This is a genomic window from Aquabacterium sp. CECT 9606 (genome assembly GCF_918741295.1).
In the GTDB taxonomy this organism is placed as follows: domain Bacteria; phylum Pseudomonadota; class Gammaproteobacteria; order Burkholderiales; family Burkholderiaceae_C; genus Aquabacterium.
The window spans coordinates 557,461-582,410 of the sequence record NZ_CAKKNB010000002.1 but is presented as its reverse complement, the minus strand read 5'-3'; the positions used below and the strand labels follow the sequence as shown (position 1 = coordinate 582,410).

At 63.2% G+C, this 24,950-nt stretch carries 24 protein-coding genes; 7 read left to right on the top strand and 17 right to left on the bottom strand.

Features of this window, described 5'->3' with window-relative positions; translation table 11 throughout:
• Positions 1-15: 15 nt before the first annotated feature.
• The 8 genes from atpG to LQ232_RS10335 all read right to left on the bottom strand — a co-directional run bounded on the left by atpG (position 16) and on the right by LQ232_RS10335 (position 5,982).
• A complete protein-coding gene (atpG, locus tag LQ232_RS10370) occupies positions 16-882 on the bottom strand; it encodes a F0F1 ATP synthase subunit gamma (RefSeq protein WP_230180243.1) in 867 nt (288 codons plus the stop codon).
• 13 nt (positions 883-895) lie between these two features.
• Positions 896-2,449: a F0F1 ATP synthase subunit alpha gene (gene atpA, locus LQ232_RS10365; RefSeq protein WP_230180242.1), complete on the bottom strand. Its 1,554-nt coding sequence runs from the start codon at positions 2,447-2,449 to the stop codon at positions 896-898.
• Between the two features lie 112 nt (positions 2,450-2,561).
• Positions 2,562-3,095, bottom strand: coding sequence for a F0F1 ATP synthase subunit delta (locus LQ232_RS10360; protein ID WP_230180241.1), 534 nt, complete (start codon positions 3,093-3,095; stop codon positions 2,562-2,564).
• Position 3,096: 1 nt separating this feature from the next.
• A complete protein-coding gene (locus tag LQ232_RS10355; protein WP_230180240.1) occupies positions 3,097-3,567 on the bottom strand; it encodes a F0F1 ATP synthase subunit B in 471 nt (156 codons plus the stop codon).
• A gap of 37 nt (positions 3,568-3,604) precedes the next feature.
• Positions 3,605-3,853: a F0F1 ATP synthase subunit C gene (gene atpE, locus LQ232_RS10350; protein ID WP_230180239.1), complete on the bottom strand. Its 249-nt coding sequence runs from the start codon at positions 3,851-3,853 to the stop codon at positions 3,605-3,607.
• A 72-nt stretch (positions 3,854-3,925) separates the two neighbouring features.
• Positions 3,926-4,816, bottom strand: a complete 891-nt coding sequence (atpB, locus tag LQ232_RS10345; protein ID WP_230180238.1) for a F0F1 ATP synthase subunit A — start codon at positions 4,814-4,816, stop codon at positions 3,926-3,928.
• 12 nt (positions 4,817-4,828) lie between these two features.
• A complete protein-coding gene (locus LQ232_RS10340; protein WP_230180237.1) occupies positions 4,829-5,350 on the bottom strand; it encodes an ATP synthase subunit I in 522 nt (173 codons plus the stop codon).
• Positions 5,351-5,466: 116 nt separating this feature from the next.
• The gene (locus LQ232_RS10335; protein WP_230180236.1) at positions 5,467-5,982 is read right to left on the bottom strand and encodes a GNAT family N-acetyltransferase; all 516 of its coding nucleotides are present in this window, start codon (positions 5,980-5,982) and stop codon (positions 5,467-5,469) included.
• 209 nt (positions 5,983-6,191) lie between these two features.
• Here LQ232_RS10335 and LQ232_RS10330 point away from each other — a divergent pair, with 209 nt between their 5' ends.
• The 3 genes from LQ232_RS10330 to LQ232_RS10320 are packed head-to-tail and all read left to right on the top strand — an operon-like array spanning position 6,192 to position 9,852.
• A complete protein-coding gene (locus LQ232_RS10330) occupies positions 6,192-7,067 on the top strand; it encodes a hypothetical protein (RefSeq protein WP_230180235.1) in 876 nt (291 codons plus the stop codon).
• A 1-nt stretch (position 7,068) separates the two neighbouring features.
• Positions 7,069-8,703 carry a GH3 auxin-responsive promoter family protein gene (locus LQ232_RS10325; protein WP_230180234.1) on the top strand — a complete coding sequence of 545 codons (1,635 nt, stop codon included), beginning with the start codon at positions 7,069-7,071 and terminating at the stop codon, positions 8,701-8,703.
• 51 nt (positions 8,704-8,754) lie between these two features.
• On the top strand, positions 8,755-9,852 hold the full coding sequence (locus LQ232_RS10320) for a hypothetical protein (protein WP_230180233.1): 1,098 nt from the start codon (positions 8,755-8,757) through the stop codon (positions 9,850-9,852).
• On the opposite strand, the gene LQ232_RS10315 is transcribed toward LQ232_RS10320, so the two are convergent.
• Entirely contained in the window at positions 9,838-11,223 is a 1,386-nt protein-coding gene (locus LQ232_RS10315) for a hypothetical protein (RefSeq protein ID WP_230180232.1), read from the bottom strand. The genes LQ232_RS10320 and LQ232_RS10315 overlap by 15 nt on opposite strands.
• Before the next feature lie 116 nt (positions 11,224-11,339).
• On the opposite strand from LQ232_RS10315, the gene hemE reads away from it, so the two are divergent.
• Entirely contained in the window at positions 11,340-12,446 is a 1,107-nt protein-coding gene (gene hemE, locus LQ232_RS10310; RefSeq protein WP_230180231.1) for a uroporphyrinogen decarboxylase, read from the top strand.
• Positions 12,447-12,457: 11 nt separating this feature from the next.
• On the opposite strand, the gene LQ232_RS10305 is transcribed toward hemE, so the two are convergent.
• The gene (locus tag LQ232_RS10305) at positions 12,458-13,327 is read right to left on the bottom strand and encodes a DMT family transporter (RefSeq protein ID WP_230180230.1); all 870 of its coding nucleotides are present in this window, start codon (positions 13,325-13,327) and stop codon (positions 12,458-12,460) included.
• The gene (locus tag LQ232_RS23600; protein ID WP_305878649.1) at positions 13,327-14,340 is read right to left on the bottom strand and encodes a septal ring lytic transglycosylase RlpA family protein; all 1,014 of its coding nucleotides are present in this window, start codon (positions 14,338-14,340) and stop codon (positions 13,327-13,329) included. Before LQ232_RS23600 ends, LQ232_RS10305 begins: the two co-directional genes overlap by 1 nt.
• 180 nt (positions 14,341-14,520) lie before the next feature.
• Here LQ232_RS23600 and LQ232_RS10290 point away from each other — a divergent pair, with 180 nt between their 5' ends.
• Positions 14,521-15,732, top strand: coding sequence for an alpha/beta fold hydrolase (locus LQ232_RS10290; RefSeq protein WP_230180229.1), 1,212 nt, complete (start codon positions 14,521-14,523; stop codon positions 15,730-15,732).
• Between the two features lie 92 nt (positions 15,733-15,824).
• On the opposite strand, the gene LQ232_RS10285 is transcribed toward LQ232_RS10290, so the two are convergent.
• Positions 15,825-16,418, bottom strand: a complete 594-nt coding sequence (locus tag LQ232_RS10285; RefSeq protein ID WP_230180228.1) for a PEP-CTERM sorting domain-containing protein — start codon at positions 16,416-16,418, stop codon at positions 15,825-15,827.
• A 284-nt stretch (positions 16,419-16,702) separates the two neighbouring features.
• On the opposite strand from LQ232_RS10285, the gene LQ232_RS10280 reads away from it, so the two are divergent.
• Positions 16,703-18,826: an ATP-dependent helicase gene (locus LQ232_RS10280; RefSeq protein WP_371820180.1), complete on the top strand. Its 2,124-nt coding sequence runs from the start codon at positions 16,703-16,705 to the stop codon at positions 18,824-18,826.
• A 248-nt stretch (positions 18,827-19,074) separates the two neighbouring features.
• A complete protein-coding gene (locus tag LQ232_RS10275) occupies positions 19,075-19,497 on the top strand; it encodes an OsmC family protein (protein WP_230180227.1) in 423 nt (140 codons plus the stop codon).
• A 19-nt stretch (positions 19,498-19,516) separates the two neighbouring features.
• Here the strand turns inward: LQ232_RS10275 and coq7 are convergent, their stop codons facing one another.
• The 5 genes from coq7 to mreC are packed head-to-tail and all read right to left on the bottom strand — an operon-like array spanning position 19,517 to position 24,898.
• The gene (coq7, locus tag LQ232_RS10270; RefSeq protein WP_230180705.1) at positions 19,517-20,194 is read right to left on the bottom strand and encodes a 2-polyprenyl-3-methyl-6-methoxy-1,4-benzoquinone monooxygenase; all 678 of its coding nucleotides are present in this window, start codon (positions 20,192-20,194) and stop codon (positions 19,517-19,519) included.
• A 10-nt stretch (positions 20,195-20,204) separates the two neighbouring features.
• On the bottom strand, positions 20,205-21,365 hold the full coding sequence (gene rodA, locus LQ232_RS10265) for a rod shape-determining protein RodA (RefSeq protein ID WP_230180226.1): 1,161 nt from the start codon (positions 21,363-21,365) through the stop codon (positions 20,205-20,207).
• On the bottom strand, positions 21,362-23,401 hold the full coding sequence (mrdA, locus tag LQ232_RS10260; RefSeq protein ID WP_230180225.1) for a penicillin-binding protein 2: 2,040 nt from the start codon (positions 23,399-23,401) through the stop codon (positions 21,362-21,364). Before mrdA ends, rodA begins: the two co-directional genes overlap by 4 nt.
• A 22-nt stretch (positions 23,402-23,423) precedes the next feature.
• Positions 23,424-23,939: a rod shape-determining protein MreD gene (gene mreD / locus LQ232_RS10255; protein ID WP_230180224.1), complete on the bottom strand. Its 516-nt coding sequence runs from the start codon at positions 23,937-23,939 to the stop codon at positions 23,424-23,426.
• Positions 23,936-24,898, bottom strand: a complete 963-nt coding sequence (mreC, locus tag LQ232_RS10250; RefSeq protein WP_230180223.1) for a rod shape-determining protein MreC — start codon at positions 24,896-24,898, stop codon at positions 23,936-23,938. The genes mreD and mreC overlap by 4 nt, the downstream gene beginning before the upstream one ends.
• Between the last annotated feature and the right edge of the window lie 52 nt (positions 24,899-24,950).

Below are 24,950 nucleotides of genomic sequence, written 5' to 3'. Positions count from 1 at the left end.
TCAATTAAATCTGGGTCAGACCGCAGCCGCACCGGCCACGATTTCGGACAATTCTTTGGTGATCGCCGCCTGGCGGGTCTTGTTGTAGATGAGCTTGAGCTCAGCGATCACAGAACCAGCGTTGTCGGTTGCGGACTTCATGGCCACCATGCGCGCCGATTGCTCGGACGCCATGTTCTCGGCCACAGCCTGGTAGATCAGTGCCTCGACGTAGCGCAACAACAGGTCATCGATCACCGACTTGGCGTCGGGTTCATAGATGTAGTCCCATTGGTGGGCAGGCGCGGACGCCAGCGTCTCGGCCTTCAAAGGCAGCAACTGCTCGACCAGGGCTTCCTGCTTCATCGTGTTGATGAAACGGGTGTAGCAGATCTGTACCGAGGCCAGCTCGCCCGCCGCATACGCGTCGAGCAGCACCTTGACGGGGCCGATCAGCTTTTCAAGGTGAGGCGTGTCACCCAACTGGGTCACGTGCGCCACCACCTTGGCACCGATGCGGTTGGCAAAGCCGAAGCCCTTGTTGCCGATCGCCACGATCTCCGCGGTATTGCCCTGAGCGTCGAGCTCTTTCAGCGTTGTCGTCACACCACGCAGCACGTTGGTATTGAGACCACCGCACAGGCCTTTGTCCGTGGTCACCACGATCAGCCCGACCTTCTTGGCGCCAGTGTTGGCGACCAGGAAGGGGTGGACGTACTCGGGGTTGGCCTTGGACAGGTGAGCCGCGATGTTGCGCACCTTTTCAGCGTAAGGGCGGGCGGAACGCATGCGTTCCTGCGCCTTGCGCATCTTCGAAGCCGCGACCATTTCCATGGCCTTGGTGATCTTCTTGGTGTTCTCTACGCTCTTGATCTTGCCGCGTATTTCCTTGCCTGCCGCCATGACGTGCTCCTGATCAGGCGAACGACTTCTTGAACGCCACGATGGCCGACTGAAGCTCGGCTTCAGCGTCCTTGTCGAGCGCCTTGGTCTGTTCGAGTTTGGCCAACAGCGGGGCGTGGCTGGTCTTGAGGAACTGGTGCAGACCAGATTCAAAAGCCAGGACCTTCTTGACGTCGATGCTGTCCATGAAGCCCTTGTTCACGGCGAACAAAGTGGCACCCATCAGCGAGATCGGCAGCGGCGAGTACTGAGCCTGCTTGAGCAGTTCAGTCACGCGGGCACCACGGTCCAGCTGTTTGCGGGTGGCTTCGTCCAGGTCGGAGGCGAACTGCGCGAAGGCGGCCAGTTCACGGTACTGGGCCAAGTCGGTACGGATACCACCGGACAGGTTCTTGATCAGCTTGGTCTGGGCAGCACCACCGACGCGCGACACCGAGATACCGGCGTTGATGGCGGGGCGGATACCGGCGTTGAACAGGCTGGTTTCCAGGAAGATCTGGCCGTCGGTGATCGAGATCACGTTGGTGGGCACGAAGGCCGACACGTCACCGGCTTGTGTTTCGATGATGGGCAGTGCCGTCAGCGAACCCGTCTTGCCCTTGACTTCGCCCTTGGTGAAGGCTTCAACGTAATCGGCGTTCACGCGGGCTGCACGTTCCAGCAGGCGCGAGTGGATGTAGAACACATCGCCAGGGAAAGCTTCGCGGCCTGGAGGACGGCGCAGCAGCAGCGACACTTGGCGGTAAGCCACGGCTTGCTTGGACAGGTCGTCGTACACGATCAGGGCGTCTTCGCCACGGTCGCGGAAGTACTCGCCCATGGCGCAACCCGAGTAGGGCGACACGAACTGCATGGCGGCCGATTCGGAAGCCGAAGCAGCGACAACGATGGTGTATTCCATCGCGCCAGCGTTTTCCAGTGCGCGCACGACGTTCTTGATCGACGAGGCCTTCTGGCCGATCGCGACGTAGATACAGGTGACGCCTTGGCCCTTCTGGCTGATGATGGCGTCGATCGCGACGGCCGTCTTGCCGGTCTGGCGGTCACCAATGATCAGCTCGCGCTGGCCACGGCCCACGGGCACCATCGAGTCGATGGACTTCAGGCCGGTTTGCAGAGGCTGCGACACCGACTCACGGGCGATCACGCCAGGGGCGATCTTCTCGATGGGCGAGCTGATCTTGGCGTTGATGGGGCCCTTGCCGTCGATCGGTTGACCCAGCGCGTTGACCACGCGGCCAACCAGCTCGGGGCCCACAGGCACTTCCAGAATGCGGCCCGTGCACTTCACGGTGTCGCCTTCGGAGATGTGTTCGTACTCGCCCAGGATCACGGCGCCGACGGAGTCGCGCTCGAGATTCAGGGCCAGACCGAAGGTCGGGGTGCCAGCGGCGGTGGAAGGAAATTCCAGCATTTCGCCCTGCATCACGTTGGACAAGCCATGGACGCGGACGATACCGTCGGTCACCGACAGAACGGTGCCTTGGTTGCGGAGGTCCGCCGATGCGCTCAGGCCCTCGATGCGGCTTTTGATCAGTTCAGAAATTTCGGCGGGATTCAATTGCATGCTTAGCTCCCAGTTGGGTCAATCTGTCTCAAGTGCACACCTGAGACAACCCGACGGATAAGGTCGATCCAGTTGTGTCGATGCGGCGCAGTCATCAGTCAATCAGACGCAATCAGGCGATCAATGCAGCCTTCATGCGTTCCAGTCGGGCTTTGACCGAGGTGTCCAGTGCTTCGTCACCGACGACCACACGGATGCCACCGATCAATTCGGGCTCGACTTCCACGGTGGCGACCAGCTTGCGGCCAAAGCGCTTTTCGAGCGCGCTGACCACGTTGGTGAGCTGAGCCTGATCCAGCGGGTAAGCGCTGAAGATCTTGGCGTCGGACACACCGGAACTGGCGTTCACCAAGGCGTGAAACTGCCCGATGATTTCAGGCAACGCGGCCAGCCGGCCGTTGTCGATCACGACACGCAGGAAGTTCTGCATGTGGGGATCGAACGACTGGTTGGCAGCGGCCGTCAACACATCGAACACCTGCGCGGGCAGGGTCTTGGGGTTGTCAGCGAACTCTCGCAGCTGAGGATCAGCCGCGACGTTGGCCAGCGCCTCCACCTGCCCAGACCAGCTCTTCACGTCGCCTTGTTGGGCGACCTTGAAGAGGGCTTCGGCATAGGGGCGCGCGATGGTTGCCAGCTCAGCCATGTCAGAGCTCCGTCTGGAGACGGTTCAACAACTCGGCGTGAACGCCAGCGTTGACTTCTCTTTGCAGGATTTGCTCAGCGCCCTTGACAGCCAGTGTGGCCACTTGCTCACGCAGCGATTCACGGGCCCGGACCACTTGCTGTTCGGCATCAGCCTTGGCAGCAGCGATGATCTTGGCGCCTTCGTCTTCGGCACGCTTTTTGGCGTCTTCGACGATGGCCTGGGCACGCTTTTCAGCGTCAGCAATGCGCTTGGTGCTTTCTTCGCGGGTCTGGGCGAGCTGCTCTTCGACACGCTTGTTGGTCACGGCCAATTCGGACTTGGCCTTGTCGGCCGCAGCCAGACCGTCAGCGATCTTGCGAGCACGTTCGTCCAGGGCCTTGGTCAAAGGCGGCCAGATGAAGCGCGTGGTAAACCACACCAGGATCGCAAAAACGATGGCCTGGAGGAAGAGTGTTGCGTTGATATTCACGGCGCGAGCCTTTCAGTCGTGAAAGGTTCGGGGTGACTCAAGCCAGCACGAACGGGTTGGCGAAAGCAAACAGCAGGGCAATGGCCACGCCGATCAGGAAGGCCGCGTCGATCAGACCAGCCAAAATGAACATCTTGGTTTGCAGTTCGTTGATCAGCTCAGGTTGACGAGCCGACGACTCGAGGAACTTGCCGCCCATCAAAGCGATACCGATCGAAGCGCCGATAGCGCCCAGACCAACGATGATGCCGCAGGCCAGTGCCACGAGACCGAGAACATGTTCCATGATGACTCCTAAGTAGAAAAATGAAAGAGAACGAAAGGGAAAGGGAAAACCGAAATACCGCTGACAGATCGATCAGTGATGATCGTGCGCCTGACCCACGTAGATCAGCGTCAGCATCATGAAGATGAAGGCTTGCAGCGTGATCACGAGGATGTGGAACAAGGTCCAGATGGTGCCGGCGGCCACGTGGCCGATGCCCAACCAGAAATAACCTTCAGTGGGGTTGAACTGCCAGGACCAGACACCACCCATCAAAGCGATCAGCATGAACACCAGCTCGCCAGCGAACATGTTGCCGAACAACCGCATGCCGTGCGAAACGGTCTTGGCGGTGAACTCGATGAGCTGCATCAGGAAGTTGATGGGGTAGAGCAGGAAGTGGTCGCCGAAAGGCGCGGCCACGAGTTCGTGGGACCAGCCGCCCACGCCCTTGATCTTGATGTTGTAGAACAGACAGATCAGCAGCACGCTGGTGGACAGACCCAGGGTGGTGGACAGGTCGGCCGTGGGCACGACGCGGAAATACTGGTCATAGCCCAGCGCAGGACCAGCGTGGTGCCAGGCTTGCGGCAGCAGGTCGACTGGCAGCATGTCCATGAAGTTCATCAGGAAGATCCAGACGAACACGGTCAAGGCCAGCGGCGCAACGATCTTGCGGCTGTTGGCGTTCTTGATGATGCCCTTGGCCTGGTTGTCGACCATCTCGAACAGCATTTCAATGGCGGCCTGCGCACGACCGGGCACACCCGATGTGGCGCGACGCGCGATCGACCACAGCACAAACGAACCGATCACACCGATGATCAGCGACCAGAACAGGGAGTCGATGTTGAAGACCGTGAAGTCAACAATCTTGGCCTGCTTGACGTTCGCCCAGTCAAAGTTCTTTTGCAAGTGCTGCAAGTGGTGCGTGATGTAACCACTGGCGGTCAGGGCGTGCTCTTCTTGTCCTTCAGCTGCCATCGTTGATCTCAGTTAGCGGTTGTCGCTCGCGACGTTTTTCTTCACCCGACCTTGCATGAACAAGGCCAGCCAATTCAGCTTGATGCACACCACCAGCGCCACCAGAAAGGCAGGCCAACTCAGTTGCGGCACCACTTTGATGGCAGCCACCAACATGATGACTGCCACACCAATCTTCACAAACTCCCACAGCATGAAGCCGAAGACGGCCACACCGGGATTGATTGCAGACACCTGCCGGCTCATTCCGTAGGCGAACAGCGCACCAGGCACCACCACACAGGCCGCACCGTATAACGCTGACCAAACCACATTGCTGCGGTACCCACCAAGCCACCAGGACACCAAAGCGAGCAGCAAGCCCATCAGCGCCTGGATTGCAAGCACCCGCCACAAGGACACCGCGGGCTGCCGGGCCTTCAGGGCCACGACTTCATCGCGCGTCCATTGCCTGATCGGAGGTTCCGAATCCTCGGTGGAGTCTTCAAAGACGTCCTCGATTTTCCGGTTGTCATCCAAGGCTGACGGGTTCATGGTGTCGACAAAACCTAAAGATTATACGCGCTTACTTATGTCGAATCCAGTCTTACGTCATACACAAGACAAGAACCCCTCAAGCGCGGGTCGAAGCACACCAGGAGATTGCAGACTCAGTAGCGGCTGACGACGCCGTCCAGATCTGCGCGGAAGTAATGGGCACCTGGCAGTGGATTGAAGTAGTAGGGCTCCGTGGGCTCAAAGCCCAGGCTGGTGTACAGCTCGCGGGCCGCCTCCATGTCGCTCAAGGTGTCCACGAACATGGTGCCGAAGCCGGACTCACGGGCGCGCTGCATCAAGGTTTCGACCAACATGCGGCCCAAGCCAAAGCCACGGAAAGCGGGGCGCACATACAAGCGCTTCATTTCACAGGCGTTGGCTTCGCTCGCATCCAGCAGGGAGCGCAAGGCGCAACAGCCCGCGACAGCGTCATCGACCGTGGCCAACAAGAAAACCTCGCCGCCGCCAGCGTAGGCCGCCGCCGGGTCAGCCCGCTCCCAGTCGAACGCCTGGAACGACAAGTCCACACCCAGTGAATCACCGTACTCGGCAAGGATGGCCGCAGCCTGCTCCCAGTCTTGCGGCGCCTGCGCCACGCACAGCGAAATCGAAGGGGTGTAGTCGTCCATGTGTGATGGTCAGTGTATATCGGCACACCCCCTGATTGGGGGGGCTCCTCGGGCAAGCCCCATGCTCGATTTTGGACAAGACCGGCATCCTGATCAACAGGCAAGTAATTGCAACATTTTGTTTTTCAGCCAACCCATTCAACGCTCCCCATTTCGGAGGGTTGCCGGGTTTGTTGTCCAGGCCTTGGGCGCCCCGGTGGAGTATTTTTATGTCTGCAACTAGCAAAAAAGAGAAGGTGAGCACCTTCTTCCGGCCCATCAGCTCCGTGACGGTCACCAACATCAAGCAGATGTATGACTTGTACGCCAAGTATTACGAAAACACCTCGCTGGACATCTTCCTGACCGACCTGTCGAAAAAGTCTGGCGTGATCCTGGTGACCCGCGCAGTGGACGACCAGATCGTGGGCTTTTCGACGCAAACGTTTTTTGACCTGAAGGTGGACGGCAAGCGCGTGCGCGGCATCTTCAGCGGTGACACCATCATCGAGCAGGCTTACTGGGGCAACAATGCCCTGGCCAATACGTTCTACCGCCGCCTGATCATCGAGCGCCTGAAGCGCCCCTTCGTGCCCTTCTACTGGTTCCTGATCTCCAAGGGCTACAAGACGTACCTGTTGATGACCAACAACTTCTACAACTACTACCCCAACGTGAACGGCAAGGACGACCAGTACCGCCGCGTCACCGAGGCGTATTGCCAGCAGTTGTTCCCCGACGCGTTTGACCGCGAGAAGATGCTGCTGGACTTCGGCGAAACCTATGTGCGGCTGAAGGGCGACGTGGCCACCATCACACCCGAGCTGGTCGCGGCCAATCCGCACATCGCCTTCTTCGAGAAGGTGAACCCCAGCTGGCGCCGTGGCACCGAGGTGCCTTGCCTGGCGGCCTGCGATTACGAGAGCTTGTTCCGCTCGATCGTGGACGTGCCCTGGAAGTGGATCAAGAAACACATCCTGGGCACGCACCGCCCAGAAGGCCTGGAACTGGCCAAGCGTCAAGCGACATCGAACGTGGACCACAACAAGCAGGCATGGCTGGACGTTGACGCCGACGAGGCGATCGAACGGACCAAGGCCTCCTGACATGGGGGCCAGTCATACCCTAGGACACCACCTTCTCAAACTGCTGGTCGCCCCGGGCCGGCGCCGTTTTGAACGGCATCTTGGTGAACTGGAATCGATCCAGCGCGCCAGGCTGTCGCGCTGGCTGTCCGCTGCTTCCAATTCACCTGAAGGACAACGCCGCGGCATCCGCGCGGACTGGTCGTGGGAAGAGTTCGCGCGCCAGCAGCCGGTGACGGCCTATGGCGACTACGCCGACCTGCTGCTGCAACAACGCGAGCGCAAGCAGAACCTGCTGATCGATTCGCCGGTGATGCGCTACCAGCCCACCAGCGGCTCGACCTCCGCGGTGAAGTGGATCCCCTACACCAAGATGTTCCTGGATGAGCTGGACCAGGTGATCACGGCGTGGGTGGGCGACTTGTACCGCCAGTTCCCGGGTCAGGCCAATGGCACGCACTACTGGTCACTGTCGTGGATCCCCACCGACATGCGAGGTCAGACCGCAGGCGACATCAACGACGACATGAAGATGCTGTCTTGGGGCAAGCGCCTGCTGGCCTACCTGACCCAGGCCGCACCTCAAGAGATCGCGCTGGCCGAGACCTCAGACGACTCGTTGTTCGCCACGCTGGCCTACCTGGTGGCCGACGAAGCACTGGGCTTCATCTCGGTATGGAGCCCCACGTTTGGCCTGGGCCTGCTGGAGCAGATGGGTCGCTGGCGCGAAGAGCTGGCCGAGGCCTTGTCGCGTGGCCAGTGGGGCAGCCGCACCTCGCACATGGCCGGGCTGCCCTGCCCCCAATCACCGCGTGCCGCACAGCTGCTGCGCGAGTGGGATGGCACGATGAATTCCGGGTTCTTTGCCAAGCTTTGGCCACAGCTGGCCGTGCTCAGCGCCTGGGACACGGCCGCCGCCGCGCCCTGGGCCCAAAAGCTCAAGTCGCTGATGCCGCATGCCAACTTCCAGGGCAAGGGCTTGTGGGCCACCGAAGGCGTGGTGACCTTCCCGTTCCAAGGCCGGTATCCGCTGTCTTACCTTAGCCACTTTTACGAGTTCCAGGATGCGCAGGATGGCCGCGTGCTGGCGCCCTGGCAATTGCGCGAAGGCCAGGACGTGATCCCGATCATGACCACCGGCAGCGGCTTCGCGCGCTACAAGATGAGCGACGTGATCCGCGTCGATGGCCACCTTGGGCAGGTGCCTTGTTTCACCTTCCTGGGCCGCAATGACGGCGTCGACCTGGTGGGCGAGAAGATCAGCGCCACGACCGCGCAACAGGCGCAAGATGGCTTGCCCCTGGGCAACGCCTTGCCGGTGACCTTGCTGGCGCTGGACCACAGCACGCACCAGTCACCCGGCTATGTGCTGCTGGTGGAATGCGCCCCGGAGGCGAACCGCACTGCCCTGCAACAGACTTTGTCGGCGCATTTGGAGAAAGCCCTGCTGGGCAACTTCCACTACAAGCTGGCGCGCGAGTTGGGCCAGTTGCAGCCCGCCGCCTGCATTGCCCTGCCCCACATGCGCGAGATCTACCTGGACCAGTGCCGCCTGCGCGGCATGATCGAAGGCAACATCAAGATCGAACCCTTGCGCCATTGGCGTGGCGAAGTACCGGCCGTGCTGCGCGATGTGCTGGACTCCGTTTCCGTCTGACCACCGCTTGCTTCAGAATCGTCTTCACCCGAACAACCACTTTCACCGACCATGGCCATCACTGTAAGACTGGGCACACCTGCCGACAACGCCAAGATGCAGGACCTGATCACCAAGATCACGATGCCGGGTGTGGCGCAGATGTGTTTTCAGCGCGCCCCGGACTTCTTCGTGGGCGCCAAGGTGATCGGCGATGAGTTTGTGCTGACCGTGGCCGATGATTCCGAACGCCCCGATGTGCTGGCCGGCCTGACGGTGATCTCGGGCCGCGAGCTGTTCATCAGCGGCAAGAAGCGCCGCGTGTATTACTCGGGCGACACGCGCGTGGATCCGTTCTACCGCCGCCGCGGCATCGCCTCCAACCTGTTTGTCGAGCAGAAGAAGTTCCGCTCGACCGAGGACCTGCTGCAAGGCATCGTGCTGAAAGAGAACACGGCCCCGCTGGACGCCGCCGCCAATTCGGCCGATGGCGTGCTGTTCCGCTACTGGATCAGCCACGCGATCGAGACCAGCTTCATCTTCACGCGCAAGATCAAGCCGCGCATCCCCAATGGCGTACAGATCCGTGCGGCCACCACGGCCGATGTGCCGGCCATGCAGGCATTCTTCGACCGCGAGGCACCGCGCCGCAATGGCTACCCGGTGTACGACTTCAGCAAGCTGGTGGCGGGCGATCCGTATTACGCCGGATTGTCGATCGGTGACTTCGCCCTGGCCACGCGCAATGGCGAGATCATTGGCTTTCTGGCAGGCTGGAACCAGAAGGCTTACAAGCAAACGCGCATCGTGGGCTTCAAGCCCATCGTCAAGGTGCTGCGCCCGCTGTACAACCTGTACGTGGGCCTCACAGGCGGCTTCAAGCTGCCCGCCATTGGCGGCGAGTTGAACTACCTGTCGCTGTACAACATCCTGGTGGCCAAGGACGACCCCGAGGTGCTGCAAGGCCTGATTGACTGGATCATGGCCCACCAGGGCCAGAAGTACGACGCTCTGGCCATTGGCATCACGCAGACCGATCCGCTGGCCGAGGTGCCGCGTCGCTACAAGCGCCAGAAGCTGTTCTCCAGCCACTTCTGGCTGAGCTACGGCGAAGACCCGCGCCCGGGCATCGATGACCGCCCGCTGTACGTGGAGCTAGGCCGCCTGTAGGCCTGCCGGGTCGATGCCCGCCTCTCGCACCAGCCGGATGAAGGTCTGGTCCAGGCGCGCGGTGTAAGCGTCGATCTCTTCGACCGTGTTGTCGCTGCGCTGCCAGGACACGGGCATGTAGAAGACGCCGTCCAACTCGGTCATCACCATCAGCAGCGCGATGCTGGTCACGATGGGGATGAACTCGGTGGCCTTGATGGCAGCGCCCGGCGCGTTGATATAGCTGACATCGCCCAAGCTGGTGCAGTGGCAACTGATCTTGGGCAACTTGTTCTTGCGCTTGAGCTGGTGGGCGATGTGGCCAATCAGCGTGCGGCCCAGCAAGGGCATGGATTCTTCAAGCAGATAGGTCCAGAACATCTCTCGCCGGGTGAACCGGTCCAGGCCTTCCTTGACGTGCGCACCCACCGAGCGCACACGGTCGGGCAGCGACTTGCGCGGGTCGTCTTCGGTCACCAGGAAGGCGCCGACATGGTTGCCCCACAAGGGGCCGAAACCGCGTGACTCTGGATAGTGCTTGCGCAGATCGACCGAGATGCGGATCACAGCGGCGGCTTGGGGATCATCCACGGCCAGGTCCAAAAAACTCTGGGCCACGGCCGACACCATGAAGGTGTTGAGCGACACGCCCAGCTTGCGCGCGGCCTGCCGGAGCACTGCGGAACCGACGCTGACCCGGTAGTGGCGCATGGCGTTGACCGAAAAATGCGGTGTGACGCGCATCGGCAACTGCTGGATGTGCAGGCCCGCCTGGCGCTTGGCTTCGGTCACCTTGTGCTGGCGCGAACGCCAGATGTGCGCGGGCCATTGCCAGCAGTGCGGTGGCGCCACGGCGCCCACCATCGATGGGGTCTCGACCGACTGCATCTCGATGGCCTGGCCATTCAGCAGCTTGAGCAGATCGGCCACCAATTGCATGCAGGTGCGCCCATCGCCAAACAGGTGGTGCAGGCAGATGAACATGACCGGCGCGGAAGCGTGCGGGAGGAAGCGCATGTGGAAGTTCAAGCCGCGCTCCATCGGCATGACTTCGTTGAGCATCTGGTTTTGGTAAGCCTCCAGCGCGGCACCGTCCAGCGCATCGATGTGCGCCTCGACCCGGTACGCCACATTGAAGAGTTGGTCCACCAGTTCATCGTCCGGCAGGATGCGCAGACGATAGAAGTATTTGCCGGGCGCCACCACGCCACGCAAGCGCGGGTGGTGCGTGACCAGCGAGCGCATCGCACGCCGCACCTCGGCCTCGGCCACCGGCGTGTTGAGGCGGATCAGGTAAGGCTGGACCATGGTCCCGGCAGCGCCATCGATGGCGGCGTAGGCGTGCTCGGTCCGGTTCAGGGGATGAGTGGTGTTGTCAAGTGCATGACTCATGACTTAATCGTGCCAGAAGGAGGCCGCACCCGCCTCATGGCTTGTGCGGAGATCCGCCCGCATTCATGGCGCCGGGGTTGTGTCTGCGCCCCCAGGGCACTGCCTACAATACACAGATGACATCCGCCACGCCCAAGCTCCCCTCCCTGGCCAATGACCGCTTCCTGCGGGCCTGCCTGCGCCTGCCCACCGACGCCACCCCCGTGTGGCTGATGCGCCAGGCGGGCCGCTATTTGCCCGAGTACCGCGCCACGCGCGACAAGGCCGGCAGCTTCATGGGCCTGGCCACCAACCCCCAGGCCGCTTGCGAAGTGACCTTGCAACCCCTGGCCCGCTACGATCTGGACGCTGCCATCCTCTTCAGCGACATCCTGACCGTGCCCGACGCCATGGGCCTGGGTCTGAGCTTCGCGGCCGGCGAAGGGCCGAAGTTCGCCCACGTGGTGCGTGACGAAGCCGCCGTGGCCAAGCTGGCCGTGCCCGACATGGACAAGCTGCGCTATGTGTTCGACGCCGTGCGCACCATCCGCCAGGCCCTGAGCGATTCAAACGGCGTGGGCCGCGTGCCCCTGATCGGTTTCTCAGGGAGCCCGTGGACGCTGGCCTGCTACATGGTCGAAGGCGGCGGCTCGGACGATTACCGCCTGGTCAAGACCCTGATGTACCAGCGCCCTGACCTGATGCACCGCATCCTGGCCATCAACGCCGATGCCGTGGCCTTGTACCTCAACACCCAGATCGAAGCAGGCGCGCAGGCCGTGATGGTGTTCGACTCGTGGGGCGGCGTGCTGGCCGACGGTGCCTTCCAGGAGTTCAGCCTGGCGTACACCAAGCGTGTGCTGTCTCAACTCAAGAAGGAACACGAGGGCTTTCGCATCCCGCACATCGTGTTCACCAAGGGTGGCGGCCTGTGGATCGACCAGATCGCCGATGCGGGCAGCGATGTCGTGGGGCTGGACTGGACGGTGAACCTGGGCCAAGCCCGTGCCCAGGTGGGCGACCGCGTGGCCCTGCAAGGCAATCTGGACCCCAATGTGCTTTTCGCCCAGCCCGATCAGATCAAGACTGAAGTGATCAAGACGCTGGACAGCTTTGGTGTACCGGGCGCAGGCCATGGGCACATCTTCAACCTGGGGCACGGCATCAGCCAGTTCACGCCGCCCGAACATGTGTCGGTGCTGGTGGACACGGTGCACGCCTATTCGCGCCAGCAGCGCGGCTGAGCCGCACCAGCTCAGGCCGATTGCGTGGCCGCGCCTTCACGGGCGGCGAGAACGGCGGCCAGCAGAATCAGCCCACCACCCGCCATCACGATGGGGGTGAGCACCTCGCCACCCCACCACACCGCCGACCCGGCCGCGAACACGATCTCGGTCAGCATCACCACCGAGCTGATGTTGACAGGTACGCGCGAGGCACCGTATTGCAGCGCCATGTTGCCGCAGAACATGGCCAGGCCCAATCCCAAGGCCCCCAGCAACCAGCGCGCATCGAACGCCGGCAAAGGCGGGATGATGCCCTGGCTTGACAAGGCCACCGCCAGCAAGCCCGGCAGGAAGACGCCGCCCATGAACATCGCCAGCGCGCGCGCGGCCGTGTCCTGGTGAGCCTGCTGCCGCAGGATCACGTTGTTGGCCGCGAAACCGAAGCCGCCCACCAAGCCCAACACATCCGGCAGCCCCGCGAACACGGGCCAGGGCGCGTCGTTCGGCTTGAGCACCAGCACGGCACCCAGCAAGGCCAGGACCACCCGAAAAGCCGCAGCAGAAGTAGGCCGCTCGCCCAGCGCCAGCCAGGCCAGCAAGGCGGCCCACACCGGCATCAGGTAGAACAGCAGCACCACCCGGACCACCTCGCCAATGCTCACGCCCCAATTGAAAGCGGCATTGGTGCTGCCTGCCGCCAAGGCCAGGCACCACAGCGCAGGCGAGCGCAGCAGCAGGGCCAAGGCCGTAGGCCGCCACGCCATGATCAAGGCCGTGCTCAACACGAAGAAGATCGACGTGGTCCACAAAGGGTGCAAGCCCATGGCCTGCAACTGGCGCAAGGGCCACCAGGACAGGCCCCAGATCATCGCGTTGCACACCAGCGCAAGGTAAGGCATCAGCGCCGCTCGATCACCAAGGGTTTCAAGGCGAGGACTTCGCGAATGGAACGCGCCACGCCCTGCGCCTGCTCACGGCTCTCATAAGGACCCACCTGCAACCGGAACAAGGCGGCTTCCTTGAACACCGCCATCAGGGGCGTCAGGGAGGCCAGTTCGGTGTTGACCCGCTGCTGCAACTGGTCGACCCCTTCTCGCTTGCCCAAGGCGGCCAACTGCACCCAGAAGCCACGGGCAGCCGGGGTGTAGGCCCGGCCAGGAGCCTCGGCAGAAGGCGCCGTGGCCGTGTCGTTGTCAGAGGCGCCGGTCGTGGCCGAAGGCAGCACGGGCGGTGACGCGGCCTCGCCCACTGGCGCGGTGCTTGCGCTCACTGCGGCCAAAGTCGCGATGGGGTCGTTGTCCGTGCCGGGTTCCGGGTTGCCAGCAGGCTTGCCACGCCGCCAAGCCCCGGTTCGGATGTCGTCAAACGTCAGGCGCTCCAACTCCACCTCGGCGCTGCCCATGGACACGATGCCCAGCTTCAGCGCGGCCGCGTAGCTCAAGTCCAACACGCGGGCCGAGTGAAAAGGCCCGCGGTCGTTGACCCGAACGATCACTTCCCTGCCCGACGCGATGTGGCGCACCCGCACATAGCTGGGGATGGGCAAGGTGCGGTGGGCCGCGGTCAGTCCATAAAGGCTGAAAAGTTCACCACTGGCGGTGCGCCGCCCATGGAATTTTTGACCGTACCAGGAGGCCAGGCCACGCTGCCGCCAGGGCACATCAGTGGACATGGGCTCGTAACTTTGACCCAAGACCGTGTAGGGCTTGTTGGGCCCGCCCTGGCGAATCGGCTCGACCCGAGGCTCGGGATCGGGCACCTTGGCCAGGTCGGCCGGGGTTGCCGCTGGTGGACCATCGCGCTCCCCTGTCGGCGACCGGGACCCCGGCCCCGAGGCGCACCCGGCCAATATCGACACGATCAAAAGGGCGGCAGGCAGCCGCCAAGGTGAGCGAAAGGCAAAAACAGACATGGCCCGCACCATACACGACTTGCTTCTGGCGCCCCGTACTGGCACGGCAAATGCACCAGAGGGGTTTTCATCAGGCGCGAAATCGGGGCCAAGCGCGGCACAATTCACGCACAGAACTTTGAAATGCGACCCATGTCCTCCGCTCTCGAACACCCTTTCGATCACCCTTTTGAAAGGGGCATGCGCAACCGCCGAGCCGCCCTGGGCGATGCCTGGGTGGACAAATCGGTGGCCAAGGCCAACGCTTTCACGGCCGAATTTCAGCACTTCATCACCGACTACGCCTGGCACGGCGTGTGGGGCCGACCAGGCCTGGACTGGAAAACCCGCCGCATCATCGTGCTGGCCGTGACCAGCGCACTGGGCCGCTGGGACGAATTCGAGATCCACCTGCGGGGGGCGCTGACCCCAGGCAACGCCCACACCCTGAGTGTGGAAGAAGTGCGCGAAGCCCTGATCCAGATCTCGATCTACGCCGGCGTGCCCGCTGCCAACACCGGCTTCGCGCGGGCGCTGGGCATCATGAAAGAATTGGGCATCGAGCCACCGCCACACCCCGCCACCGAAGCCTGGCATCCGGGCGTGGGCCGCTCCGTCTTCACCAGCACCCGCCCCAAATTGCACGCCACCGTGCGCGAACCGCGCAATGGCAACGAGGAAGCCCACACCGTGGTCCTCAGCCACGCCCTGGGCCAGGACAGCAGCATGTGGGACGCCGTGGCCAACGATCTGGCGGCGACCTGCCGCGTGATCTGTCCGGACACCCGCGGACATGGCCGTTCGCAAATCCCCAATGATCCTTTGAGTCTGGCCGAACTGGCCGCCGACGCCGCCCGCCTGATCGACGAAGTGGCGCAAGAGCCGGTGATCTGGGTCGGCCTGTCCATGGGCGGCATGATTGGCCAGGAATTGGCCATCCGGCATCCCGACAAGGTCAAGGCGCTGGTCTTGTCCAACACCACCAGCGCCTACCCTGAATCGGGGCGCACGGCCATCGGGCAACGCATCGCCACGGTCGAATCCCACGGCCTGAGCGCGGTCAGCACCAACACGATGACGCGCTTTTTCAGCGAATCATTCCGCCAGACGCACGCTGCCACCGTGGCGCGCCACCAGCGCCTGCTGGAGGCCACCGACCCGGAAGGCTACATCGCCTGCGCCGTGGCCATCTGCGAGATCGACACCACCGCGCAGCTCAATCAGATCCGCGTGCCCACCTTGGTCATCGCGGGTGAGCGGGACGAGAGCACACCCCTGGACATGGCCTCGGTGCTGGCACGGGGCATTGCCCGATCGCAGTTGGTGACCCTGAGCGGTTGTGCACACCTCAGCGCGGCCGAGGACCCTTCGGCCTTCTCTGACCTGGTGGGCGAGTTTGTGGCCAGCCTTTGAGCTGTTGGCCCGCAAATGCCCAGGCCCCAATGAAAAAACCCCGCGGAAGCGGGGCTTTTTACCGAGCGGGCGAACCCGCCGGACCTGCTCAATCAGACAGCGCGACGAGCGCGGCGGCTGACCACGGCCACACCCACCAGGCCGAGACCCATCAGCACGTACGTGCCTGGCTCAGGGACATTGGTGACAGAGCCCACGAAGGACACTTTGCCACCCGAGAAGAAGGTGTTGTAGATGCCACCAACGTTCGAGAGCTCGATCATGGGCACATTGCTCGACTTGGCAAAGTTGTAGGCAGAGACGCCTGTGCCTTTGATCGTGAAGGTGGTTGAACCGCCTTCAATCAGGCCAGAACCCGAGAAATTGATGCTACCGTTGTAGAGGTAACCGCCATCCCTGAAGATGGTGGGCAGGCTCAGGAACGTTGCACCGCCGGAAACACCGCCGCCAGCGACTGTGCCCCAGTTGCCGTTCAACCACAGACCGTCCAGCAAGGTGCCAGAGGTGGTTTTGGCAGGGAACAGCGTGCTGTTCTGCTTCATCGAAATCTCAACACCACCCGTGACGTCCTTGATGGTCATCGTGGCCACTGAATAGTTCAGCGTCTTGGTGTCGAAGGAATTGGCGATCGTGGACGTGTCATAGAACGTCTTGAAATCGTAGACATAGCTGGATTGCTGTGTCACGGCAGCGTTTGCCGAAGAGGCAACCGCCAATGCCGCCAGCCCCGTCGCCACTGCTATTTTTCGCAGATTTTGTATCATAAAAAAGGCTCCTCTCCTCGCGGAAGATGTCGGAAGCGGTGACTGGAATCGTTTCGTGATAAAGGCCCCGACTGTGTAAATATTAGCTGTGCAACGCCCGGCAACCAAGAGGGTTTTGCCGACCCCCTGTTCAAGGGGAGCCAAGAGGCAAACCAGGGCCTGCGAGCGAACATTCACCGCCAAAAGCACCACCGCCACTCTGCACTATGCTGTGTGGCCTGTGTCTCCCGAGAATCAGTGTTTTTGTGTCCGCATCCCCTAGCCCAGCTTCCACCCTCAATCCGGCCCAGATGGCCGCCGTGCTGCACCTTGATGGACCGTGCCTGGTTCTGGCCGGCGCCGGTTCGGGCAAAACCCGCGTCATCACGCAGAAAATCGCGCGGCTGCTGCAGCCAGGACACGGTGCCGATCTGGCGCCCTCTCAAATCGCGGCCATCACCTTCACCAACAAGGCCGCGCTGGAAATGCGCGAGCGTGCCAAGGCACTGATCGGTGGCAAGGCGGCCAGCAAACTGCTGGTCTGCACCTTCCACTCGCTGGGCGTGCGCCTGTTGCGCGAAGACGGCGAGGCCCTCGGCCTCAAGCCCAAATTCTCGATTCTGGACAGTGACGACGTGCTGGGCATCATCCGGGACGCGGGCGGCACCACCGACCCCAAGCAGGCTCGGAACTGGCAATGGACCATCAGCAGCTGGAAGAACGCGGGCCTGAACAGCGCCCAGGCGGAAAGCGTGGCCGAGAACGACGACGAGCGCATTTGTGCCCGTGTCATGCGCCTGTATGAAGAGCGCCTGATGGCCTACCAGGCGGTCGACTTCGACGACCTGATCGGCCTGTCGATGAAGCTGTTGGCCGACCACGAGCACGTGCGCGCCAAGTGGCAGCGCAACCTGCGACACGTGCTGGTCGATGAATACCAGGACACCAATGCCACGCAGTACGACCTGCTCAAACTGCTGGTGGGCGAGCGCGGCATCTTCACCGCGGTGGGCGACGACGACCAGTCCATTTATGGCTGGCGCGGCGCCACGCTGGACAACCTCAAGCGCCTGCCGCAGGATTTTCCGCAGCTGAAAGTGATCCCGCTGGAGCAGAACTACCGCTCCACCAGCGCCATCCTGCGGGCAGCCAACAACGTCATCGCCCTGAACCCCAAGCTGTACCAGAAGACGCTGTGGAGCGACCTGGGCGAAGGCGAGCCGGTGAAGGTGGTGGAGTGCGACAACGAAGAGCACGAGGCCGAGCGCGCCGTGGGCCGCATCCTGGCTTTGCACGCGGGGGCCACCGGCTCGACCGTGGCCGCGCCCTGGAGCGATTTCGCCATCCTGTACCGCGCCAACTTCCAGGCCAAGGCGTTTGAGAAAGCCCTGCGCAAGGCCAACATCCCCTACAAGGTGTCGGGCGGGCAGAGCTTTTTTGACCGCGCCGAGATCAAGGACCTGTGCGCCTGGCTGCGCCTGCTGGTCAACAACGACGACGACCCGGCGTTCTTGCGCGCCGTGACCACGCCCAAACGCGGCATCGGCCACCAGACGCTGGGCACGCTGGGCGAGTTCGCCGGCAAATGGAAGGTCAGCCTGTACGAGGCTCTGTTTGCGGAGTCCTTGTCAGCCTCCTTGAATGCCCGGGCGATCGGCTCGCTGCACGAGTTTGGCCGCTTCGTGAACGAGCTGGACCACCGCGCCCGCACCACCTCGGGCAGCGAGGACGCCAAGGTGCTGCTGATGGAATGGCTCAAGGACATCGGCTACGAACAGCACCTGTACGACGAGGCCGAGAGCGAGAAGATCGCCGCCAGCCGTTGGGCCAATGTGCTGGACTTCATCGACTGGATCGCCAAGCGCTGCGGCGGTGAGATCGAGAACGATGGCGGCATGACGGTCGAGACCGAGAAGAAAAGCGTGATCGAGGTAGCCCAGACCATCTCCCTGATCACCAGCCTGGCTGACCGGGGCGGCGACCCCAATGTGGTGACCTTGTCGACCCTGCACGCCTCCAAAGGGCTGGAGTGGCCGCACGTGGTGCTGGCGGGCGTGAATGAAGGCTCGCTGCCCTTCAACAACGAAGAAAACGAGATCACGCCCGACCGCCTGGAAGAAGAGCGTCGCCTGATGTACGTGGGCATCACGCGGGCCCGGCTGAGTTTGGCCGTCAGCACGCTCAAGCGCCGCAAAAAGGGCCGCGAGCTGATCGTGGCCATTCCCAGCCGCTTCATCGCCGAGATGAAACTGGGCGAAGGGGGCCCTGTGGAGAACCCGCGCGAGAAATTGCGGCGCCAGCGCGAGGAATTGGCAGCCAAATCGGCAGCGGCCAAGCCTGCGGCGCCTTGATCAAGGAAAAGCTAGCGCACAGACAAAAAAAACCCGGGATCATCGATTCCGGGTTTTGAAATCCGCCAAAAAATGGAGGAGTGGAGGAGACAAATGAAACAAGCTGGGTATGAGACTGGTTAACAGGTAAAAAGTTCCACGCCCATGCGTCAAATTGTATTCTTTACCAGGAAGTGACACAAGAGGTTTCCCGATAAATTGTTTCCTTGTGCAAAATGCACTCCTTTCGAGACCTTTGGACCCAATTCATGGAATGCACCATTCACTGGCAGCCCTCGGCGGGCATGGCTTTTCTGGCGGAAACAGGCAGCGGCCACGTGCTGACCATGGATGGCGCCCCTGACGGTGGCGGCCGCAACCTGGCGCCCCGCCCCATGGAAACAGTGCTGGCAGGCACCGGCGGCTGCACCGCTTATGACGTGGTGTTGATCCTGAAGCGCGGTCGCCATGACGTGCGCGGCTGCCAGCTCAAGCTCACCAGCGAGCGGGCCGACACCGATCCCAAGGTCTTCACCAAGATCCACATGCACTTCGTGGTGACGGGCGTGAACCTGACCGAAGCCGCCGTTCAGCGCGCCATCCAGATGTCGCACGAAAAGTACTGCTCGGCCAGCATCATGCTGGGCAAGACCGCCGAGATCACGACCAGTTTCGAGATCGTCGCGGCCTGAGCTGGCTGGCGGTTCTGCGTCAAATGTGGTGCGCCGTGGTCGTCATGACCTTGGCCGCCAGACGCATGAGGCCCCGCACCGGCGCCGGCAAGGCCACCGCGCCCGCAGCAAGTGCGGCGCGGGCGTGTTCGGCCTCGTCGTCGCGCATCTGGGTCACGATGGCGCGAGATGGGTGGTCGCCCGCCGGCAGCGAGGTCAAATGGCTGTCCAGGTGCTGCTCGACCTGGCGCTCGGTCTCGACCACGAAACCCAGGCTGGTCTTGTCGCCAGCCCGCGCGGCCAGCAGGCCCAGGGCAAAGGAGCCGGCGTACCACAGGGGGTTGAGCAAGCTGGTGCGGCCACCCAGTTCACGCAAGCGCTGCTCGGTCCAGGCCAGATGGTCGGTCTCTTCACGGGCCGCGGCCTCGAACTGGGCTTTCAAGGCCGGGTCTCGGGTGCCCAGCGCCTGCGAAGCATAAAGCGCCTGCGCGCACACCTCGCCCACGTGGTTGACGCGCATGAGGGCCGCCGCGTGGCGCTTCTCGGCTTCGGTCAGGGGCGTGGTGTCCACCACCTGAGGCTGCGGGCAGGGGCGCGAGGCGCTGTGGTCCGCGAAAACGGTGCGCAGGGCGGAGTCCAGGGCCATCAGAACCTGGTCGACCGCAGAGTGGTCACGGCCCACGGTGGCCGACGAAGCTTGGGCTGAAGTAGGTGTCATGTTGGCCATGTTAGCGCTGCATCAATCCACGGCTCTTGGCAATGGACATGAGCATGCCCAGGGCCAGGCCCAAGGTGACCATGGCCGTGCCGCCATAGCTGATGAAAGGCAGCGGCACCCCCACCACGGGCAGGATGCCGCTGACCATGCCCATGTTGACAAACGCATAGGTGAAGAAACTGAGTGACATGCTGCCCGCCAGCAAGCGCGAGAACAGCGTGGGCGCCTGCGCCGCGATCATCAGGCCCCGGAAGATGAGCGCCAGAAAGGCCGCCATCAGGACCAGGCAGCCCACCAGGCCCTGCTCTTCCGAAAAAGCGGCAAAGATGAAGTCGGTGGTGCGCTCGGGGATGAACTCCAGGTGGGTCTGGGTGCCCTTCATGAAGCCCTTGCCGGTGATGCCGCCCGAGCCGATGGCGATCATGCCCTGGATGATGTGGAAGCCTTTGCCCAGCGGGTCGGTCGTGGGATCGAGCAAGGTGCAGACGCGGTTCTTCTGGTAGTCGTGCATCCCCACCCATTCGACGCCTGGCTGGCAGATCTTGTCTTCGGACAAGACGAGCGTGGTGATGCCCGCCGCCGCCAGCAGCACGACCGGCACAATGAGCTTCCAGTTCAGCCCTGCGAAGAAGATCACGTACAGGCCACCCGACAGCACCAGCAGAGACGTGCCCAGGTCGGGCTGCTTCATGATCAGGCCCACGGGGATGGCCAGGAGCAGGCCCGCCACGGCGAAGTCCAGGCCGCGCAGCTGGCCTTCACGGCGCTGGAACCACCAGGCCAGCATCAGCGGCATGGCGATCTTGAGGATCTCGCTGGGCTGGATGACCATGCCCACATTGAGCCAGCGCGTGGCGCCTTTCTTGGTGATGCCCACGTGCGGCAAGGCCGTGATGACGAGCAACAGCACACCGGCCACATACAACGGCACGGCCAGGGCCATCAGGCGCTGCGGCGGCACCTGCGCCGCCACGAACAGCACGACAAAGGCCAGCGCCATGTTGCGCGATTGGTCGATGAAGCGCGTGCCATGGTCATAGCCCACCGAGTACATGGTGAACAGCCCCAGCCCGCACAAGAAGAGCACCGCCAGCAACAGCGGCAGGTCAAAGCCCAGGAAGATGGGCTTGATGCGTTGCCACAGGGAGGGCTGACCAAACGATCCATTCATGGCGCACTCGCGGGTGAGGAAACGGCTGCAGCCGGGGCCGGGGCCGAGGCGGACACGGGCATGGGCACATCGCCGCCAAAGGCATCCTGGCCGTGGGGCATGGACACTTCATCCACCTTGCGCGGCACGCCAATGGGCGGGCCACCCTTGCCTTGGCGCACAGCTTCGATGTCTTCTTCGCTGGGGTACTGGCCCAACAGCAGGTAATCCAGCACACGGCGGGCGATGGGCGCGGCGGCCTCGGCGCCAAAGCCGGCGTTTTCCACAATCACGGTCAAGGCGATGCGGGGCTGGTCGACCGGCGCAAAGGCTTCGTACAGCGAGTGGTCGCGCTGGTACTCGTCCATGCGCGAAGCCACGTACTTTTCGTTCTTCCTCAGGCCCACGGCCTGCGCCGTGCCGGTCTTGCCTCCGCTGGCATAGGGTGCGCCGAGGAACACACGCGTCGAAGTGCCCTCTTGCGTCACGCCATGCATGGCTTCGCGGATGAAGGCGGTGTGCTCGGGCTTGAAGGCCAGCGGGGTCAAGGCCTGGCTGGAGACCACGCGCTTTTCGCGGGTGAGCACGTCTTCGATCTCGCGCACCAGGCGCGGCTCGTAGCGCCGCCCATCCGACACCACGGTGGACAAGGCCGTGGCCATCTGCAACATGGTGAAGCTGTTGTAGCCCTGGCCGATGCCCAGCGAGATGGTCTCGCCCGCGTACCAGCGGCGCTGCTCCGGCTTTTTGTAGGCGCGGCGCTTCCATTCGGTCGAGGGCAGCAGGCCGGTCACCTCGCCCTTGAGGTCAATGCCCGTCAGCCGCCCGAAACCCAGAGGGCTCATCTGGCTGTGGATCAGGTCCACGCCCAGCTCATTGGCCAGCGAATAGAAGTAGACATTGCTGGAGCGGACGATGGCGCGGCGCATGTCCACCATGCCCGTCTGCTCGTTCTCGGGGCTGCGGAACTTGTGGCCGCCAAACATGAACACGCCGCTGTCATACATGGTCATCGAGGCGCTGCGCTTGCCAGTGTTCAGCGCGGCCAAGGCCATGAAAGGCTTGTAGGTCGACCCGGGTGGGTAGGTGCCGCGCAAGGCCCGGTTGAGCAAGGGCTTGTCGGGCGATTCGTTCAGCTCTTTCCAGTTGTCGCTGTCGATGCCGTCGACGAACAGATTGGGGTCAAAGGTGGGTTTGCTGACGAAGGCCAGCACTTCGCCATTGCGCGGATCAATCGCCACCAGGGCGCCGCGGCGGGCGCCATACAGGCGCTCGATCAGGGCCTGCAGCTTGATGTCGATGGACATGTGCACCGTGTTGCCGGGCGTGGGTGGCTTGGAGCGCAGTCGGCGCACGGCCCGGCCACCCGCGCTGGTCTCGACTTCCTCAACACCGGTCAGGCCGTGCAGCTCGCGCTCGTAGTTCTGCTCGATGCCCAGCTTGCCGATGTAATCCGTGCCCCGGTAATTGGCCTGCTCTTCATCGGGCCATTCTTCGATGGCTTCTTTCTCTTTTTGATTGATGCGGCCGATGTAGCCCAGCACGTGGCTGGCCAGCTCGCCATAAGGGTAGTGGCGGAACAGGCGCGCCTGGATGTCGACCCCCGGGAAGCGGAAGCGCTGCGCGGTGAAGCGGGCCACTTCGGTGTCGGTCAGTCGCGTGCGGATGGGGATGGATTCGAAGCTCTTGGATTCTTCGCGCAGGCGCTTGAAGCGGCGTCGGTCGCGCGGGGCCACTTCGACGATCTTGGCCAGGGCCTCGATGGTGGCCTCGACGTTGTCCACCTTGGAGGGCGTGATCTCGAGCGTGTAAGCCGAATAGTTGTTGGCCAGCACCACGCCGTTGCGGTCCACGATCAGACCACGGTTGGGCACGATGGGCACCACCGCGATGCGGTTGTTCTCGGCCTGGGTGGACAGCTCTTCGTGGCGGTTGACCTGCAAGACCACCAGGCGCGAAGCCAGCAGGCCAAAGCAGAACAGCACGAACCCCACCGCAGCCCACAAGCGGGTGCGAAAACGGCCCAGCTCCTGTTCCAGGTTCTTGATTTCAGTCATGAGGGCGTCAGCTCAGCCGAACTCACAGCGGGCGGTTCTTGTCGCGGTCGGGGGCGCGGCGCTGCGGTGCCAGCAGCAGGAAGGTCACCACCGGCCACAAGGCAGACTCCAGCAAGGGCGCGACCATCAAGGTCCAGCCCGGGAAGCCCGCGCCCGCGATCAAGCGCACCATCAGCGACACCATGTGCGCCGCGATGAACAAGGGCAGGATCTGCACAGCCTGCGAGCCCACTGTGAACCACAGCAGGCGCCGGTGCACCGCGATGGCCGAGTAGCTGAGCAGCGTGTAGGCCAGCGCGTGCTGGCCCAGCAGGGCCCCCTGGTGCACGTCCATGAACACGCCAAACGCGAAGGCCACGCCCACACCCACACGGCGCGGCTGGTGCACGTTCCAGAACACCAGCGCAACAGCCAGCAGGTCTGGCACGGCGCCTGTGCGCCCCATGGGGACCAAGTTGAAGGCGAATGCCAGCAACAGGCTCACCCAGATGAACACCGGGTTGACCGGCATCAGCAGCGGACTGCCACGCCGCATCATGGCTTGGCTCCTGAAGCGGCGGGGTGGGCGTGGTGCGCGCTGGCGGCAGAAGCCGGCGCGGAAGCGCCGCCTGCCAGGGCTTCGGCCTCGGAAGGACGATCGGGCAACTGGTCGGCCACCGGGTGCAGCAACAGCACGTGGCGCGAGTTGTCGGGCTCGGATTTGGGCGTCAGCACGATGCGCGCGAAGGCGGAATCCGCGCGGCGGTCCACCCTCGCCACCTTGGCCACCGGCAAGCCTGCCGGGTACACGCCGTCAAGGCCTGAGGTCTGCAGTTCGTCACCCACCTGCACGTCGGCGTTGCCGGCCATGAAGCGCAGCTCCATGCCCAGCACCTGCGGCGTCCCGTAGGCCACACCACGCTGGCGGGTGCGGCCATTGACCACGGGCACGGCCGCGTCCTTGTCGGTCACCAGCGTGACCTCGGAGGTGAGCGGGTAGACGCGTGTGACCTGCCCCAGCACCCCGGCATCGTCGATCACGGGCGACCCCAAAATCACGCCATGGCGGCTGCCCTGGTCGATGACCACCTTGCGGGTGAAGGGGTCGGGCGCGTCGTACAGGACTTCGGCCGCCTGGGATTGCACATTGACGCGGGGCCGCAGGGCCAGCAGCTCGCGCAGCCGGGCGTTTTCGCGCTCCAGTTGGTCGACGCGCATGACGCGCTCGGCCTGGGCCGCGGCCTTTTTCTGGGATTCATGCTGATCAATGCGGGCCGCTTCGAGGCCGGACATGTAGTGCCCGGCATCGGCCCACCAGGCCTGAGGCGCCAGCAGCACGCTTTGCACGGGTTGCAGCATGGTGGCCACCACGGCGCGCAGGGGCTGCGTCACCTTCCAGCGTGTGTCGGCCACCATCAGGAAGATGGCCAGGGCCGAGAAGAACATCAGCCGCGTGAACGCCGACGGCCCTTGCTTGAAGAAGGGCGGTGGTGAGCGATCCAGTGTGACCAGGGGCATGCAGCGTTCCCGCGCAAAAAGGCAGGCACCGCGCTAGCCAGCGGTGCTCACC

What these genes read in the sequence shown, in the direction of transcription:
- LQ232_RS10305 (WP_230180230.1), bottom strand. Translation starts at nt 13,327, where the DNA reads ATGCCTTACCTTGCGCTGGTGTGCAACGCGATGATCTGGGGCCTGTCC.
- LQ232_RS10275 (WP_230180227.1), top strand. Translation starts at nt 19,075, where the DNA reads ATGGAATGCACCATTCACTGGCAGCCCTCGGCGGGCATGGCTTTTCTG.
- rodA (WP_230180226.1), bottom strand. Translation starts at nt 21,365, where the DNA reads ATGAATGGATCGTTTGGTCAGCCCTCCCTGTGGCAACGCATCAAGCCC.
- LQ232_RS10290 (WP_230180229.1), top strand. Translation starts at nt 14,521, where the DNA reads ATGCGCAACCGCCGAGCCGCCCTGGGCGATGCCTGGGTGGACAAATCG.
- LQ232_RS10335 (WP_230180236.1), bottom strand. Translation starts at nt 5,982, where the DNA reads ATGGACGACTACACCCCTTCGATTTCGCTGTGCGTGGCGCAGGCGCCG.
- coq7 (WP_230180705.1), bottom strand. Translation starts at nt 20,194, where the DNA reads ATGACACCTACTTCAGCCCAAGCTTCGTCGGCCACCGTGGGCCGTGAC.
- LQ232_RS10360 (WP_230180241.1), bottom strand. Translation starts at nt 3,095, where the DNA reads ATGGCTGAGCTGGCAACCATCGCGCGCCCCTATGCCGAAGCCCTCTTC.
- mreC (WP_230180223.1), bottom strand. Translation starts at nt 24,898, where the DNA reads ATGCCCCTGGTCACACTGGATCGCTCACCACCGCCCTTCTTCAAGCAA.
- atpE (WP_230180239.1), bottom strand. Translation starts at nt 3,853, where the DNA reads ATGGAACATGTTCTCGGTCTCGTGGCACTGGCCTGCGGCATCATCGTT.
- LQ232_RS10280 (WP_371820180.1), top strand. Translation starts at nt 16,703, where the DNA reads ATGCTGTGTGGCCTGTGTCTCCCGAGAATCAGTGTTTTTGTGTCCGCA.
- LQ232_RS10340 (WP_230180237.1), bottom strand. Translation starts at nt 5,350, where the DNA reads ATGAACCCGTCAGCCTTGGATGACAACCGGAAAATCGAGGACGTCTTT.
- atpG (WP_230180243.1), bottom strand. Translation starts at nt 882, where the DNA reads ATGGCGGCAGGCAAGGAAATACGCGGCAAGATCAAGAGCGTAGAGAAC.
- LQ232_RS10330 (WP_230180235.1), top strand. Translation starts at nt 6,192, where the DNA reads ATGTCTGCAACTAGCAAAAAAGAGAAGGTGAGCACCTTCTTCCGGCCC.
- hemE (WP_230180231.1), top strand. Translation starts at nt 11,340, where the DNA reads ATGACATCCGCCACGCCCAAGCTCCCCTCCCTGGCCAATGACCGCTTC.
- LQ232_RS10320 (WP_230180233.1), top strand. Translation starts at nt 8,755, where the DNA reads ATGGCCATCACTGTAAGACTGGGCACACCTGCCGACAACGCCAAGATG.
- LQ232_RS10315 (WP_230180232.1), bottom strand. Translation starts at nt 11,223, where the DNA reads ATGAGTCATGCACTTGACAACACCACTCATCCCCTGAACCGGACCGAG.
- atpB (WP_230180238.1), bottom strand. Translation starts at nt 4,816, where the DNA reads ATGGCAGCTGAAGGACAAGAAGAGCACGCCCTGACCGCCAGTGGTTAC.
- atpA (WP_230180242.1), bottom strand. Translation starts at nt 2,449, where the DNA reads ATGCAATTGAATCCCGCCGAAATTTCTGAACTGATCAAAAGCCGCATC.
- mrdA (WP_230180225.1), bottom strand. Translation starts at nt 23,401, where the DNA reads ATGACTGAAATCAAGAACCTGGAACAGGAGCTGGGCCGTTTTCGCACC.
- LQ232_RS23600 (WP_305878649.1), bottom strand. Translation starts at nt 14,340, where the DNA reads ATGTCTGTTTTTGCCTTTCGCTCACCTTGGCGGCTGCCTGCCGCCCTT.
- LQ232_RS10325 (WP_230180234.1), top strand. Translation starts at nt 7,069, where the DNA reads ATGGGGGCCAGTCATACCCTAGGACACCACCTTCTCAAACTGCTGGTC.
- mreD (WP_230180224.1), bottom strand. Translation starts at nt 23,939, where the DNA reads ATGATGCGGCGTGGCAGTCCGCTGCTGATGCCGGTCAACCCGGTGTTC.